At 36.4% G+C, this 16,676-nt stretch carries 11 protein-coding genes; 2 read left to right on the top strand and 9 right to left on the bottom strand.

Features of this window, described 5'->3' with window-relative positions; genetic code table 11:
- The first annotated feature begins 761 nt into the window (after positions 1-761).
- The gene (locus ACFINW_RS03465; RefSeq protein ID WP_375673794.1) at positions 762-3,515 is read left to right on the top strand and encodes an autotransporter outer membrane beta-barrel domain-containing protein; all 2,754 of its coding nucleotides are present in this window, start codon (positions 762-764) and stop codon (positions 3,513-3,515) included.
- Positions 3,516-4,486: 971 nt separating this feature from the next.
- On the opposite strand, the gene ACFINW_RS03460 is transcribed toward ACFINW_RS03465, so the two are convergent.
- The 5 genes from ACFINW_RS03460 to ACFINW_RS03440 all read right to left on the bottom strand — a co-directional run bounded on the left by ACFINW_RS03460 (position 4,487) and on the right by ACFINW_RS03440 (position 8,336).
- Positions 4,487-5,752: an acetyl-CoA carboxylase biotin carboxylase subunit family protein gene (locus tag ACFINW_RS03460; RefSeq protein ID WP_375640479.1), complete on the bottom strand. Its 1,266-nt coding sequence runs from the start codon at positions 5,750-5,752 to the stop codon at positions 4,487-4,489.
- On the bottom strand, positions 5,749-6,612 hold the full coding sequence (locus ACFINW_RS03455) for a DMT family transporter (protein ID WP_375640551.1): 864 nt from the start codon (positions 6,610-6,612) through the stop codon (positions 5,749-5,751). The genes ACFINW_RS03460 and ACFINW_RS03455 overlap by 4 nt, the downstream gene beginning before the upstream one ends.
- Positions 6,613-6,692: 80 nt before the next feature.
- Positions 6,693-7,460 (bottom strand): DUF6421 family protein, encoded by a 768-nt coding sequence (locus tag ACFINW_RS03450; RefSeq protein WP_375640474.1) that lies wholly within the window; start codon positions 7,458-7,460, stop codon positions 6,693-6,695.
- The gene (locus ACFINW_RS03445) at positions 7,394-7,891 is read right to left on the bottom strand and encodes a hypothetical protein (RefSeq protein ID WP_375621410.1); all 498 of its coding nucleotides are present in this window, start codon (positions 7,889-7,891) and stop codon (positions 7,394-7,396) included. The genes ACFINW_RS03450 and ACFINW_RS03445 overlap by 67 nt, the downstream gene beginning before the upstream one ends.
- A complete protein-coding gene (locus ACFINW_RS03440; RefSeq protein WP_375621409.1) occupies positions 7,878-8,336 on the bottom strand; it encodes a prephenate dehydratase domain-containing protein in 459 nt (152 codons plus the stop codon). Before ACFINW_RS03440 ends, ACFINW_RS03445 begins: the two co-directional genes overlap by 14 nt.
- A 748-nt stretch (positions 8,337-9,084) precedes the next feature.
- Between ACFINW_RS03440 and ACFINW_RS03435 the strand changes: the two genes are divergently transcribed.
- On the top strand, positions 9,085-9,867 hold the full coding sequence (locus ACFINW_RS03435) for an ATP12 family chaperone protein (RefSeq protein ID WP_375630128.1): 783 nt from the start codon (positions 9,085-9,087) through the stop codon (positions 9,865-9,867).
- Positions 9,868-9,901: 34 nt separating this feature from the next.
- Here ACFINW_RS03435 and ACFINW_RS03430 read toward each other — a convergent pair whose 3' ends face one another.
- From ACFINW_RS03430 to uvrA, 4 genes are all read right to left on the bottom strand, one after another.
- The gene (locus ACFINW_RS03430; RefSeq protein WP_375621407.1) at positions 9,902-10,447 is read right to left on the bottom strand and encodes a hypothetical protein; all 546 of its coding nucleotides are present in this window, start codon (positions 10,445-10,447) and stop codon (positions 9,902-9,904) included.
- A gap of 156 nt (positions 10,448-10,603) precedes the next feature.
- Complete coding sequence (gene glnA, locus ACFINW_RS03425) at positions 10,604-12,013, bottom strand: type I glutamate--ammonia ligase (RefSeq protein WP_375611514.1); 1,410 nt, start codon at positions 12,011-12,013, stop codon at positions 10,604-10,606.
- Positions 12,014-12,072: 59 nt separating this feature from the next.
- Positions 12,073-12,411 (bottom strand): P-II family nitrogen regulator, encoded by a 339-nt coding sequence (locus ACFINW_RS03420; protein WP_015856528.1) that lies wholly within the window; start codon positions 12,409-12,411, stop codon positions 12,073-12,075.
- Positions 12,412-13,476: 1,065 nt separating this feature from the next.
- Positions 13,477-16,392: an excinuclease ABC subunit UvrA gene (gene uvrA, locus ACFINW_RS03415; protein ID WP_375630129.1), complete on the bottom strand. Its 2,916-nt coding sequence runs from the start codon at positions 16,390-16,392 to the stop codon at positions 13,477-13,479.
- Positions 16,393-16,676: the final 284 nt, after the last annotated feature.

The raw sequence follows: 16,676 nt of genomic DNA, 5'->3' as shown, positions 1-16,676 counted from the left end.
AATATAAAGAATGGCAAATAATAGCTTTGCTAAAATATCTTCCTTAACGATAATAAACAGATAGCTTTCATAGAGCTAATTTTGATGAAATTTTATTTTGGTGTTTTTTAAGTTCAGAATGGTGAGTGTTTTACTGTATTTTAGATTTTATCAAAAGATCTAAAATATTACATTTATTAATTCAAATCATTGATGATAGGGTATTAGGAGAAGTTTTTTATTTATTCAAATTTCTTTGTTAGATATCTAGCATTTTTAATATAGAAATTGTGTACATCAGCTTATACATTAGTGTGCAATTTCTTGTTTTTTTGTTGTAGTTGAAGAGATGATGCGGTTATAGATTTCGTATACTGTATCTTTTTGTGCTGTGTTTTATTAAAACGTTTTAATCGTTTAATCTTAGAAGTTATTCTCATTTTGTTGTATTTTTATTTTTCGGTGGTGAGATAAATTGAATATTATATCTCTTCAAAATTCGCATTTTTTCACGTTTTTTTAAGATTGGTTTTTGGGCCTTTTGTAATTGCAGTTTTCAGCGGTTTTTGAGATGCCTTCTTTAGAGGGATTGTCCTCCTAAATGGTATTTTTAAACTTTTTGTTCTTTCTTTACATAAAACACAAAACATATTATTGAATGCTGTAATTTATCATAAAAATAAAATAATTTTGTTCGTTTTATTCTTGTTGTGTTTAATTTGTGGTTTATTTTTTTGCCAGCATTTTTTGTTTTTGTTGAAAAAAGAAAGTTTTGAAAAACAATGATAGTCAAGGTATCTAACAATCACTTGTATTCGTGCGTTTTTACAGCAGCTATTTTTTCTTTTTTGTTAAATATAAATATTGAGGCACATTCTCATTCATATACATCACTGTCATGTGACAAAAACAAATTACCTTATGAATGCAGTGATGGTTCAAAGCATACAATTAGTGATAAAGTATATAAATTCACGGCGCCTGTTAAAAAAAAGAATGGGGAGGATCGTTCTCTCATGTTACCTGCTGCTATAGTAGTACAGGAGCCAAATACAGTTATTGAGGCAATGCGTGTAGAGGTTGAAGGGACTGCAAGTATAGAAGATATTTATGGTGTTTTTGTATCACAAGGGGGAAAAATTGTTTTGAGCGATTCAGCTTTTAAAAATGTATCAATAGGTCTTAAAGCTGATAGTGGAATGATTGAGGTTAATCGTGGAACAATTGAGGCTTCTCAGATTGCTGCTTATGCAGAGAAGCGAGGAGCATCTGTTACGTTAACGAATACAAAAATTAAAGTGGAAGGTTTGGGTATCGGTCAAGAGAGTGCTCTTTTCGTTAGTGCTGATGCGGGTATTCAGATGAAAAGTGGATTTATTGATGTGAATGATGCTGCTGCGCTTTATGTGGGGAGAGGGGGGAGTGCGACTTTAGATGGTGTTACCATTGCTTCAAAATATCAAAAAACAGAAGACAAAGAAAATACAAATGAAAAAATTATACATACAGTTTTCAATGTAAAACATCAGGGTTCTGTTTATGTAAAAAATACGAATATTATTTCTACGGATGTTCATATTTTAACAGTTGGACAAGATTCTAACACGCCATCCAATAACGGCAGGGAAGGAAATATTTTAATTTCGCGGGTTAATATTGAAGATTCAACAATTAAAGCAATAGGTAACAAACAAGGTATGTATTTTGAGAGGGATGGGGAAAATGATGCGTATGAACAGGGGCTTGTCTTTTTGAAAAGGACGATTTTTGAGGTTCCAGATGGGACAGCTGTTCATAGCCATAACAGTCGTATTTATATTGGAGTAACAGAAGGTACAAAAATTTTTGGTGACTTATTATTAACAGCTGAAAAAGGGGGAAGTGTAGCGATTTTGGCTAATTCTTCTTCATTGATAGGAGGGACTCGTGTTGCCGATGATTCTATTGCTGAGCTTTATTTAACAAGGGGATCAAAATGGTTTTTGACAAAAAGAAGAGAGATCGATTTGCAAGTTGCAAACCGTACAAGTTCGTCTATTTCATTTGTGAAAGTTTCTGATAGTTTTATTGCTTTTGAGACTCCAATGTTTCAGGAGTATCAGACACTTCATATTGGGAAGGGAGAAAAAGAAGTTTATAGTGCGCAAGATAGGGCAGATATTTATCTCAATACGTATCTCAGTAGGGATGGTTTGCTTGATAATACAAAAACTGATCGGCTTTTAATACATGGTGATGTTTCTGGAAAAACAACAGTTTATGTGCAATTTGTTGCAGGAAATCAGGGTGAGATAGCAACCGGTGAAAATGCTCATAGTATTTCACTTATTCAGGTTTCTGGAAAAGCGGCAGAGGATTCTTTTCAGTTAAATCGTGCTTATATCGCATTAGAGGGTTTGCCTTACCAATATTATCTTCATGCTTATGGTCCAGCTTCTGCTCTTGGAAATGCACAAACTTCTCAAAGATTGGTTGAAGGAGATGGAGATTTTTGGGATTTTCGCCTTGAAAGTAAATATATTCAGCCTGTTTTAGAGGTGTCTGCTATTCCCCCTTCTGAGTTAAAGGTCAGAGAGGTTGTTCCACAAGTTCTGACCTATCTTTTGTTACCAAATGCTTTGTTTCATGTTGGGCTCATGGATATTAGTCATCAACAAAAGCAGTTGCAAGTTAGGCGGTCTATCCCTCGTAAATTATTAAAAGTTGAAGGGAACTTTGCTTTATCTGTCCACGGTTATGGTGGGAGTTATCGTTATGTCTCAGATCTTTCTACACTTAAATATGGGTACGATGGTCATGTTGATTATAACGCTATAAAAACAGATATTTTGCTCAAAACAATAGAGGGTGCATATAGTACGACATCTTTTGGGATTATGGGAACCTATGGAAAGCTTTCCTTACAACCTCATAACGTGGAACAAAGTCAAAAGAGTACATTTAATAAATGGTCATTTACGGCATATGCTAGTGTGAAACATTACACTGATTTTTACGTAGACGGTCTTTTATCTTATGGTTTGTTTAAAGGGGATGTGCGTAGCCGTGTTTGGGGTAAGACGGCGACATTAAAAGCAAATCCTTTGAACGTGTCGTTTTCTGCTGGTAAAGTGTCTATGACAGGATATAAAGATCTTATTTTTGATCCGCAACTTCAGCTTATTTATCAACATCTTCAATTTGATAAGTTTCGTGATATTGATGGATTTGATGTTGAGATGAAAAAAATAGATCAATGGTTTGTGCGTGTTGGTGGGCGTTTAAGTAAAACATTTACAGCCTCTGATAAGGATTGGATCACTTCTTTTTATGGCAATATTCATTTTGCTCATTGTTTTGATAAAGAACAATTTGTTCATTTTAAAGATGTTTTCCAGTTGGGTTCTTTCGGTTCTTCCTTAGAAACAGGTTTGGGTATCAATGCGCAGTTTTCTTCTAAAGTTACACTTCACAGTGATCTTAGCTATCAGCATAGGTTAACCAAGGCTGGTTTTTCTGGAGTTCATTTTTCTGGTGGTTTGCGCTATCATTTTTAATAAATCTTTTTAAAAATAATAAATGTGATTTTTAAAGTTTTGTTTTATTGTCGTGATTTAAACCATTGATGATGCAGAATTTTAATTGCTTCTTTTAATAATGGTATCATGTGTTTTAATAGGTATGGAAGGATCACGTTGATTTATTTTTTATCTGATTGATAGGGGAGCTTAAATGCTTCAAAAAAAATGATAATGAGACTGTAAATCTATTTGTGTTATTTTTGCTATAAATATTGGGGATGTGTTTGTCATCAGCTTTTTAAAATAGTAGCCTTATTATCCTATCATGTTGTAAAGACTGGCGTTTGAGGTCGCTGATATCAATCATGAAAGGCAGGGAGATATTGACTGTTGATTAAAAGCTTTTGCTGTTAAGCAAAGGAGGAGATATGTACAATATACAGCTCGATCGTTTCGTGGATGATGCGTATTTTTTTGCTTTAAAATTTTGCAAAAAGCGTTTTTGAAGCTGTTCGTATCGTTTGCATTGTTGTCGATGGATAATAAGAAAAGTGGTAAAGCATGATCACTTTTAACATCAAATTCAATATCTTCAGTTCTTAATAAAGATAAATCCTTTAAAAAAATTGTTCTAATGGCTGTATTGAATATATGAACAAGATCATTGTCTTATTTGTTAAATAGATATGAAATATAAGTTTTATATCAAAGTGGGGAGATAAGATTTTTTTTCTTCTTTTAAGACGTGGGGAGAAGAGGTTGATCGTATCAAAAAAATCGTTCATAAGTTCTTATTATTGTTTCAAATATAGAAACATTGAAGAGCTTTTATTAAAATGGGGTGTAAAAGTAGATTATATCTTCCTCAATTCCTGTTTTTTTTAAATATGCATCTTTAATGGAAAAACGTTTGCAAAGTTTTAGGCAATCGCATTCGCATTGTAATTTCGTTTGTATCGATAAGATTTATATCAAAGTTCAGGGACAGTAAAAATATCTTTATCGGGCTATTGATAAACATGGTGTTTCCATATGATGCTTAAGGTATCATCGAGCCATTTATGGTAATTGCGTGCTTCTTCGTTTGAGTTATGAACAGAGAAAATAAAACCAGGATATCCACCAAATGCTGGTGGAGGTGGTGAAATGTGATTGGTTTCAAAGAAAATGATAGTTCTGGCGGTTTGAGGATGCTGTGCAACCTTATCTAGACCTGAAAATCCAGAAAACCGTCCATACCCATGAAGAGGAATAATATAATTTGCCGCCACTTTTTTAGCTGGGAGTATATCGGGAAGGTCTAAGTTTTTTTCAGCTAAAGCGGCATTCATACATAGTTTTGCAAATGAAACTCCTGTGCCCTGCTCGACAATAAAATGGGAAACACCTGATCCACCTATACGAGCACCGATCTCAATTATATAGGGTAAGTTATTGGCATCTAAGCGTAGTTCTACATGAGCAGCTCCCATATTTATACCAAGAGCTTTAACTCCAGAGCATGCAGCCTCACATAAAGCAATAATTAAAGGATCATCTATATCACATCGTTGACGATAAATTGTTTCTTCAAACCATGGTCCCTCAGGCTGTCCCTTGTCTCCAACGGATAGAACGTGTACACCTGCTGTATCAACAAAGCATTCTACGACAAACTCTTTTCCTGGCAAATACTGTTCTACGACTAAGCCTACAGGTTTACTTTTATCATTAAAACGTGCCATGTCTTTATGCTGAACATTCCATACGGCTTTAATGAGATCAGGAAGTTCAGCGGAATTTTTAGCTAACATGACGCCTGCACTTGCCCATCCAGAGACAGGTTTAATAACGACTGGATAATCCAAGGCTTGTGTTTTTGATAGGTCTTCTGGATGATCTATATAAAAGAATCCTGGTGTTCTTAAGCCTGCTTTAGCGAAAGTTTGACGCATGAGATATTTATTTCTGGTTAATGCTGCTACTTCTGGTTCAATACTTGGAGTATTGATTTTTTTTGCAGCCAAAGCTGTCCATAGGATGGCTTCTTCGCGAAGGGTCATAACCCCAGCAATATTGCGTTCTTTTGCTCCTGTTGCAAAAGTGTCTAGAGCTGCCTCTGGGTTATCAAAAACAGGAAGTTGCCAAGTTGAAGTGACTGCTGCGGGGTGTTGAGTGGGAGCGCTTTCAGCGGTATCATAGATCATTATTAATTCGATATTAGCTGCTTGTGCTGCTTCAAATATAAATGGTAATTTTGCATTGCGCTGGCAAACTAACGCGAGTTTTTTCATTTTGTTTCCTCATTAAATTTGGAATTTTGGGCACGACGTTTCTGTTGCCATGTAGATACCTTTGATGCATCTATAAATAAGAGTGTCATCCCTATAACAACTACAATCATAGCAATTATTTTGATCATATTGAGGGAAGGGCTCGAGCCGATTATCCATTCACATACAACCACTGCAAAAGGGGATAATACGCCGATAGTGTTGGCGTATAATACGCCTCCTTCGGCTAAAACTTTTTGGTATAATACGTAAACTGGTGCCGAGCAAACAGTTCCTAAAATCAATATTTTAAATATATCTTCTAACTTAAGATAGAAGAGTGGGGCAGGATCAAAAATAAATAATGGCATAAATGATGCTGCAGAAATTGTCGTGATCCAAGCCAGTGAGGTGAGCAAAGGTAGATTTTTAAGATAACGTTTAGACAATAAGCCATAAGCAGAATAAGAAAGTGCTGCTGTTAAGGCAAGCACTACTCCTATCAGGTTATAATATCCACCTTCTCCACTATTTATATTGAATACTACAGCTGCTACACTGACAATTATCACTCCACTAAGCTTCAGCCATGAGAATTTAAGGACATTTGTCGATGCACCTAATATATAAGTAATTCCTGGAATAGTAGCGAGCACCATGGTTAAATCACTGGCTTTGAGCGATTTTAATGCACCAAAGCTGCATACAAAATACAGCGAAAATCCTAACACTGAGAGAATTAAAAAAGAAGGTATCATGGAAAGCAATGGTAGGGATCTGAAAACAGCTTTCTCACGAAATATTGCAATCAGCCATAAGGTGGCAGCGGTGGAAAACAACCTAAGTCCAACCGCATGCATGACGGGTATATTGCTAACCAAATTCTTAGATAATAACCAACTTATGGAAAACAATGCTAGAATAGCAAAAGTAAATAATAATAACCGTCCTTTTATAAAACTCAATGATTTAATCCTCTAATCACTCGCTGTGCATAATATGATGTTGAAAAATTAAATCGTGACTGTGAAGTTTGCGGCTTACCAAGATTATTTTGGATATAATCCTTAGCTCCTGCCAAATAAGCGTCATCATCTAATGCTTCAAGTGTTTCTATATCTGCTATCATCAATATTATTACTTTTTCAAGACGCTCCAAATCAAATTGAAGATAACTTTGATTTGTTTCAATCAATGCTTTGTTCCGCATCAATATTTCAAAAAGCAAGATCCCTGTACCAGCATCGAATGTCATATGCTGATCAGAATCTTGTGGATAACGGAATATGCGTTCTAATAGGACAAATTCAGTTATTTCTTTCCAAAATTTTGGATGATTTTGTAGCATAATACGCACTGTAATTAAATCAACTTTAGTTTCTTCTAGAAGACCTGTAAACCAATTTAATTTTATATACAGATTTTTATCCAATGGCCGCGGTCCGGTATGATGTGCATAGTCATGATAATAGCCCCACAAACAGCGAGCATCGTAAATGTCTTCTTTAGATAAGTTACGACTATGCAATTGACCGAACAGGAATTTACTATCTCGACCGAGTAAACGTTCAGCTTCCACAATTGTTTGCTTGTTGTAAATATCAAAGAATTTACTGAAAAAAAACAAAGCAAATGCTTGCTTATCAATTTTTTGAGCCGTCGCTACAGATTCTGGGAATAGAACTTGCCTTCTAAAAATCCCTTTGATGCTATTCCCATTTTTATACATTGAAATGGTGATAGATAATTCTTTGTATATTTCGAGGCGTCAGAAAGATAGGCCGTTTCATGACGATATCCTGTAACTAATTCCAGCTGGAATCCTTCTGGATCAGGTCCATTTGTTGCACGCATTGGAGCCAAGAAAAACAAGGGAGCATCTGGTAATGGGGCTTTGAAAGCAGCCAAAGTGTTATCAAATTGAGGAGGGGGCGTTAAACCGCTGAGCATCCACTGAAGAAGATCATCAGAAATGATCGCTAAAAGTTTTGGAGATAATCCATCAAGAATATTAGCATGGTGGTTCAGCAGAGTGATCAATTCATTGATCATATTACTATCTGCTGAAGTTGGTTCCTTAATGCTCCCATTTCGTTCTTGGCGCATACGGAATTTGTCAACTAAGTTAACAATGGAAAGAAGCACTTCAGATTTTTTCATGATTAGTTGACTTTAGTGAGTGGAGCAAAAAGGTCATTGGCATTTGTTCAAAATTTTCGATAATATTCAGCTTATAGCGATTTGCCGCAACCGATGTTGTGATACAAGCATCGGCTTTTTCAGCCTTACAAAGAACGGCTGCATCAGCATTGCTGTTGGCAAATACTTTGTCATATTGATGAGCTACCAGAGATTGCGGGGCAGGATGAGGCGCTATGGTTTTAATTTCATCAATGTTATTGCGTTTAGCTAAAACCATAGAGTGAGTAGGCATGATAAAGCTGTCAAATAATTGCATATCACCTAAACGGGTAAATATGAGTGTATGCAAATCAGGGGAAGCAGCACAACTTAAGAGATAAGCATCTTTTTTTTGAGCAAGTTCATTAAATGCTTCTTCAAGAGTTGCGTATAAGATAATACGGGATCTCGAGTCAGTGGACAAAATATTTTTATTGTGATTGTTAAGCCACTATTGTTCTGCTGCTGCACAGTTAGTATCTGCAGGGACAAGTGTATAGATAAAAGTATTATTTTCAGATTGCATGATCTCTATTCTTTATAAAAATATGCCTAAATTTAAAATAGTGTAATATGTAGAGTATATCAAGCACAATGCGTTAAATAATTTAGTGCTTTATAAAATAATGTATATATGAAAGAAAATTTACAATTATAATTTTGTCTGTTCATTATTCTATCATGCCGTAAAACATCGTCGTTTAGGGGAGTAATTGAGCAGGAAAAATTCTATCAGGGTATTTATTGGATATGTTAGAGAATTATTGGAATGGTTAAGCGAAGGTGAATGACACGTAAACCGCACTGCTCTATCATTTTTTGGATGAGCAGCGTTTTTGAATCTGTTCATATTGATAATACTATTATAGGTGAATAATAAGCAAATTGGTAAGGCGTGAACATCTTTGCCATAAAACTCAATATATTTAACTTCTTAATTAAGATAATACTTTTAGAAATTGTTTTACTATTATGATTGTATTAAATATATAAAAGGCAATCATCATTGTCTTGTTTGTAAAAGAAACATGAAATATAACTCTTAAATCAGATTGAGATTGGCAAGATTTTTTTCTTCTTTGGAATTGTTAAGAAGGTCAGATTAAACCTTATTGAAGCTACAGAACCTAAAGAAACAGTCGTTTTTTTGAAAAGATCAGAGGTAAACAAATATGCGTGAGATTTTGGATCATTTTGATATGCCATTGAATAAGAAGAGTTCTGTTCAAAAGATTCAAAATCTTTCATGCCAATCACACCCAAAACGGTTTTATAAGCAAGTGAAGATCGCTTGTGAGGAGGTCGGCTTTACGATTTTGTTGGATGAACGTCCCGTAAAAACGCCCGCAAGGCGTCATTTTCATGTGCCATCAGAAGTGTTTGCTGAATATGTTGCTCAGGAATTTGAGAACCAAAAGCACGTTGTTGATCCTGCAAAAATGCCGATGACGCGTTTGGTTAATACTGTTATTGATGGTATCGCTGATGATATGCAGGTGGTTTTTGAAGATTTATTGCGTTTCGTTGCATGTGATATGATCTTTTATCGTGCACAGACACCTAAAGAGTTGGTGCAAAAACAATCTGAGCAATGGGATCCTTTATTAGATTGGGCAGAAAAAAAACTGGGTGCAAGGTTTTATTTGACAGAAGGGCTGATGCATGTGGAACAATCACCAGAAGCACTTCAAGCTGTGAGTCATTATTTACGAAGCGTTGAGTCTGCTTATATGCTTGCTGCACTTCATATGATGACAACCTTAACGGGATCTGCTCTCATTGCTCTTGCCGTTGCTGCGGGAAACATTGATGCTGATCATGCTTGGTCTATTGCCCATTTAGATGAAGATTGGATGATGGAACAATGGGGAATAGATAAAGAAACAATAGCACGCCGTGCTCATAAAAAAGTTGAATTTAATGCTGCTGCTACAATTGTTACAACTTGTTTATAGGGGAAAATCTTTTATTTACGTGCATTCTTTTGGCTCAGAGTATTTTTGTGACTTTTTGAGGATTGGTTTTTACTTTATCAAGTCCAGGAAATAGTTCATTAGTTATGGTTAAGAGCGCTTCGTCATTGCCACGGATAAAATACCATTGGTTATCGTGAAGTAGGGCAATAATTTCAGTTTGAATAGAGCATTTTTTCCCAGCATTTGTTGTGGTTACAAGCTCCACGGGTATAACAAAATAAGGGGTACCATTATCAAGGGTACCTTCACGTTTTTGTTTTTGATCAATGTTGATCGTTTCAATCTTGTAACTTTCTGCCAACCGTTCTATTTGGCTTTTCATGATTTGTAGAAATTGTGATTGATTAAGATTTTTTTTGGCGGTTAAGCGGTTGATGACTTGGGGAGGAATAGCATTTAAGATGGCATTTGCATCGGCATTTTTAAGTGCTTTACTATAAGCAGATGTTGCTTTCTCAAGAGTTGTAAGTTTTTGGTTGGTTATTGTATGTGCTTTAGTTGTTGATGTGATAAAGACAATGCATAAAAGAACGGGAACGAGAAAACAAATTCGCGGCATTAGAAACCTTTGTTAATTCATTTGAAGAGATTCAATACATTATAAAGGAAAAGCGGACGAGCAAAAAGCCTCTTGCGCTTTTGCATGAGAAGAATATCCACAAAAATGGAGGCTTTTGCCTCCACTTTAAAAATCAAAAGAATGCGTATTGATTGTTTAAACAGAATAGTACATATCAAATTCAACAGGATGGGGTGTTGTTTCGTAACGCAAGACTTCTTGCATCTTTACTTGAATGAAGGAATTAATCTGATCATCATCAAAAACGTCGCCAGCTTTAAGAAAGCCACGATCTTTGTCAAGTGCTTCAAGCGCTTCACGCAGGCTTCCTGAAACAGTAGGGATTTCTTTAAGTTCCTTTAAGGGAAGATCATAAAGATCTTTATCCATAGCATGTCCGGGATGAATTTTGTTTTTGATACCGTCAAGACCAGCCATTAAAAGGGCTGCAAATGCCAAATAGGGATTTGCTGTTGGGTCTGGAAAACGAACTTCTACGCGTTTTGAATTTGGTGAGGAGCTCATAGGAATACGGCAAGATGCAGAACGATTACGTGCTGAATAGGCAAGAAGAACAGGAGCTTCATAACCAGGAACCAAACGTTTATAGGAGTTTGTGGATGGGTTTGTAAAAGCATTTATTGCTTTTGCGTGCTTAATAACACCACCGATAAAAAACAGACAGGTTTCTGATAGTCCAGCATATTCATTTCCTGCAAAAATGGGTTTGCCATCTTTCCAAATGGAAATGTGGACATGCATTCCAGAGCCGTTATCACCAAAAACTGGTTTTGGCATGAAGGTTGCTGTTTTCCCATAACTATTTGCTATTTGATGTACAACATATTTAAAAATTTGCATCTTGTCAGCCTCGCGAACAAGTGTATCAAAACGAATACCCAATTCATGTTGGCCTGCTGCTACTTCGTGATGGTGTTTTTCGACCTGTACGCCCATATCCTTGAGTGCTGTGAGCATTTCAGAACGCATATCTTGGCAGGAATCAATCGGCGGAACAGGAAGGTAGCCTCCCTTTATTCGTGGGCGATGCCCTAGATTTCCTGTTTCATATTCCGTATCATCATTAGAGGGAAGTTCACTTGAATCGAGTTTAAACCCTGTGTTGTAAGGGTCCGTTTTATAGCGCACATCATCAAAGATAAAAAACTCTGCTTCTGGACCCACATTGATTGTATCTCCAATGTTTAAAGATTTCATATACACCTCAGCCCTTTTGGCGATAGAACGAGGATCTCTACGATAAAACTCACCAGAGACAGGATCAAGTACATCACAAAATATGACCAAAGTAGATTGAGCAAAAAAAGGATCAATATGTGCTGTTGCTGGATCTGGCATTAAAACCATGTCAGATTCATTAATTGTTTTCCAACCAGCAATTGAAGAACCATCAAACATGACACCATCACTAAAAGTATCCTCGCTGATCTCTGCGATATCCATTGTAATGTGATGCAATTTTCCTCGTGGATCAGTAAAACGTAAATCAACAAAACGGATTTCGTTGTCTGTAATCTGTTTGATAATATCTGATGCGGTTGTCATATTCAATTTCCTTAATATGGCGTTGAGGTGGATAAAAAAGTGAATTTTCTCGTTATTTATTAAAGGGCATCGATACCGGTTTCGTCCGTGCCTATACGAATTGCATCATCAATGGAAAAGACAAATATCTTTCCATCCCCTATATGTTTGGTTTGAGCTGCTTTACGTATTGCATCAACAGTTTGTTCCAGTTTTTCATCGGACACAACAATTTCAATCTTTACTTTAGGTAGAAAGTCAACAACATATTTCGTACCACGATAAAGTTCTGTATGTTCCCTTTGACGACCAAAACCTTTCGCTTCTGTTACTGTAATACCATGTAACCCAATTTTTTGAAGCGCTTCTTTCACTTCATCAAGTTTGAAAGGTTTTATAATGGCTTCAATTTTTTTCATGCTGAAATTATCTCCAACGTTATTTTGTCTTTTTAGACTGCATCACATTATATTGACAACTGTAAGATGTCCAACAGATACTTTGTGCACAAAAAGTCGAAAATAATGACACTCTATGCTCTGTTAGGAGAGTTTCTTTTGTAGAATACAGCCAAATACTGTTTTTTGAGAAAAAAACTTACAATTCTTATACAAGAATTCAAATAATATAATAAAAGAGTTTTGTTTCTTTTTTATTAGATAATATCTTGACTTATAAGGATAATTAGACGCTCTCCACATTGAATGAGAAACTCTAATAGCGTAAGATTTTCTCATTTTAGATCCTTTTATCGTCAACCAATCAAAACGATACCTTTATATATCATAAATAGTTATGAGTGTGTGGATAACAACATTTGAAAAAAGAAATAAAATGCTTTTTATGAAAGCTTTCGATAATTAAAGGCTTTACAATATTAGGGAGTAGGGAAGACAAATATTGGAAAAGAGTGTGATGATGCCGATTCATAAATGTAAAGATGGTGGTGTACAATAATGAGTTTATCATTATAGCATTCATAGGAGCCGTCGTGAAATGGGCTTGAGAGCATTGAGAAATGTTTCTTTAAAACAGATGTGGGAATTGGCAACGCAAATATATTCCGTTTGGGGCGTTTTGTTCCTTCGTGAGGAATGTGATCTTCATTAAGGAACGCGATAAATAAAAGTGTGAAGCAATGGCAATCTTCATTATAAGATATTGCTGTGGATGCCTTGGAAAATCATAAAGATAAATTAAAAGGAAATGGAAATATAGAAATTTATTTATACCCTTAAAACTTCATATTCTTCCCAGTTTAGGTTGTCTGGTCGTTTCAGGTATAAACAAAACAGAGAATAAATACGCAATTATGTGCGCGTTCCTATTTGGCAATACGACAACTGAAACAGCTTATAAAGCGCTAAATTGTTTTTAGTCTTTGCTTCAAACTTGTTGCACCACTGGAATTAGGTGTTGGTTTACAGGTAATAATAAAAGTACAGGCTTTGTTAGTATGCTGTATTTTACAATAGAAAGCGTTTCTAAGAATTGGAATTATAGAGAGATGGGCGCAGTAAAACATCTTTTAGAAATTTTCCCGTATAGGAAGCGGGAACTTTAATGATGTCTTCAGGGCGTCCAATTGCAACAATTTTACCACCGCGATCTCCACCTTCTGGTCCTAAATCAATAATCCAGTCGGCTGTCTTTATAACATCAAGGTTATGTTCAATGACTATAACTGTGTTGCCTTGCTCGACTAGTTCGTGAAGCACTTCAAGAAGTTTGGAAATATCATGAAAATGTAAACCTGTTGTCGGTTCATCCAAAATATAGAGTGTACGTCCCGTTGTTTTACGAGAAAGTTCTTTCGCAAGTTTTACACGTTGTGCTTCCCCACCAGAAAGTGTGGTTGCTTGCTGTCCTACTTTTATGTAACCCAATCCTACTTTAATGAGAGTTTCCATTTTATTATGAATAGCGGGAATAGCTTGGAAAAATTCCTCTGCCTTTTCAATTGTCATATCCAAAATATCGGCTATAGACTGTCCTTTGAATTTTATTTCTAGTGTTTCTCGGTTATAGCGTTTTCCTTTACAGACATCGCAAGTAACATAGACATCAGGTAAAAAGTGCATTTCAATTTTGATGACTCCATCACCTTGACATGCTTCGCACCGTCCTCCTTTAACATTAAATGAAAAACGCCCAGCTTTGTAACCGCGGGCTTTTGATTCTGGAAGATCGGCAAACCACTCACGAATCGGTGTAAAAGCACCTGTATAGGTTGCGGGATTAGAGCGTGGGGTGCGTCCAATAGGAGACTGGTTGATATCGATGACTTTATCAAGAAATTCTAATCCTTCAATTTTGTCATAGCTGGCAGGGCTGTGATGAGAGCCCATGATATGATGTGATGCTGCTTTGAAAAGCGTTTCAATAAGAAATGTTGATTTTCCTCCTCCAGAAACACCAGTTATGCATGTGAAGGTTCCAAGAGGAATATTCGCATTGATATTTTTGAGGTTATTGCCTTTGGCGCCGATGATTTTAAGTGTTTTCGTTTTTGATATTTTGCGTCGCTCTGTAGGCATTTTAACAGCCATTTTTCCTGAAAGGTATTGGCCTGTGAGAGAGGCTGAATTTTCTATAATTTCCTGCGGTGTTCCTTGCGCTATGATTTCTCCACCATGAACGCCTGCGGCAGGCCCCATATCGACAACATAGTCTGCTGTGAGAATAGCATCTTCATCATGTTCAACAACAATAACTGTATTGCCAAGATTACGCAAGTGGCGCAGCATTTCCAACAGGCGTTCATTATCGCGTTGGTGTAAACCGATAGATGGTTCATCTAAAATATAAAGAACGCCTGTAAGACCAGAACCAATTTGGGATGCCAACCGAATGCGTTGGCTTTCTCCCCCTGAAAGCGTTCCTGAATTTCGAGACAAGGTAAGATATTCCAATCCTACATGATTTAAAAAAGCCAAGCGTTCACGAATTTCTTTTAAAATACGTACGGCGATATTACGTTGTTTTTTTGTGAGATATTGATGAACATTGGCAAACCAATCATCTGCCTTTAGAATAGAAAGATCTGATATTTGCCCAATATGCATTCCGTTTATTTTTACAGCAAGTGCCTCTGGTTTTAAACGATAACCGTGACAAGCCGAACAGGGCGAAGAAGACATATAACGTTCGATTTCTTCTCGAGACCAAGCAGAATCGGTTTCTTTCCAGCGTCTCTCCATATTAGGGATGATTCCTTCAAAAGGTTGGGCCGTTTTATGCGAACCAGAATTATTTTTATAGATAAAAGAAATTTCATCTCTTTTTGTACCGTAAAGAATAGCCTGTTGTGCTTCATTAGAGAGTTCACACCATTGATCTGTGAGTTTGAAACCGTAAGCTTTTCCTAATGCTTCTAAGGTTTGTTTATAGTAAAGTGAATCTGACTTAGCCCAAGGGGCAATGGCGCCATTCTTTAGGGTAATATTTTTATTGGGCACAATTTTCAGTGGATCCATTGCTTTTTTTATGCCCAGTCCATCGCAGAGAGGACAGGCGCCAAAAGGATTATTGAACGAAAAAAGGCGTGGTTCAATTTCAGGAATAGAAAAACCCGATACAGGGCAGGAAAACTTTTCTGAAAAAATGAGCCGTTTATGTGTATCATTTTTTGATTTATGAGCAGATTCCTTTGTCGTTTCTTTTTGTGCTAAGGGTTGGTCTGCCATTTCAGCAATGGCAAGCCCATTTGCTAGCTGTAAACAGGTTTCTATACTATCAGCCAAGCGAGAGGTGATATCCTTTTGTACAACAATGCGGTCTACCACGACATCGATGTCGTGTTTATATTTTTTATCAAGAGGTGGAATATCAGCGATTTCATAGAATTTTCCATCAACTTTAGCGCGTTGAAATCCTCTTTTTAAAAGATCTGTTAGCTCTTTTTTATATTCTCCCTTTCGTCCTCGCACCAAAGGGGCCATAATAAAAATTCGCGTTCCTTCTGGTAAGGACATAATTTGATCCACCATTTGGCTTACTGTCTGGCTTTCAATAGGAAGTCCTGTCACAGGAGAATGAGGAATGCCAATACGGGCAAAGAGAAGGCGCATGTAGTCGTGGATTTCAGTAACGGTCCCTACCGTTGAACGAGGATTGCGACTGGTTGTTTTTTGTTCAATGGAGATAGCGGGAGAGAGACCGTCTATGCGGTCGACATCGGGTTTTTGCATGACTTCCAAAAATTGGCGTGCATAGGCTGAAAGGCTTTCGACATAGCGACGTTGTCCTTCAGCGTAAATTGTATCAAACGCTAAGGATGATTTCCCTGATCCAGAAAGTCCTGTTATAACAATGAGTTTATCACGAGGCAGATCGAGATCAATATTTTTAAGGTTATGCTCACGTGCACCGCGAATGGAGATATATTTTTGATGAGTCATACTTTATCCTTGGCATATGTGGCAAAAATTGAGCACCTAAAATGGAATAAAACTGTTTTTTTAGAATTACAATGTGTTTAACTGCTTTAATGCAAAAGGAAGGTATAAGTTTTGTGAAAAAAATACAAATGAGTAGCTTTTTATTCTCTCGTGGTGGAATAAACTATGCGTTTTTATCATCTTTTGTTATAATTACACTGAATACAATATTGGTAAAGGATAGCAATACCTATATTGATGGTCAATTGCGACATGTAAATTGAAGGTCAAGATGGTTATAACTG

The organism is Bartonella sp. AA18HLJMS, assembly GCF_042197245.1.
In the GTDB taxonomy this organism is placed as follows: Bacteria; Pseudomonadota; Alphaproteobacteria; order Rhizobiales; family Rhizobiaceae; genus Bartonella.
This window is presented reverse-complemented; position numbering and strand designations above follow the sequence as displayed.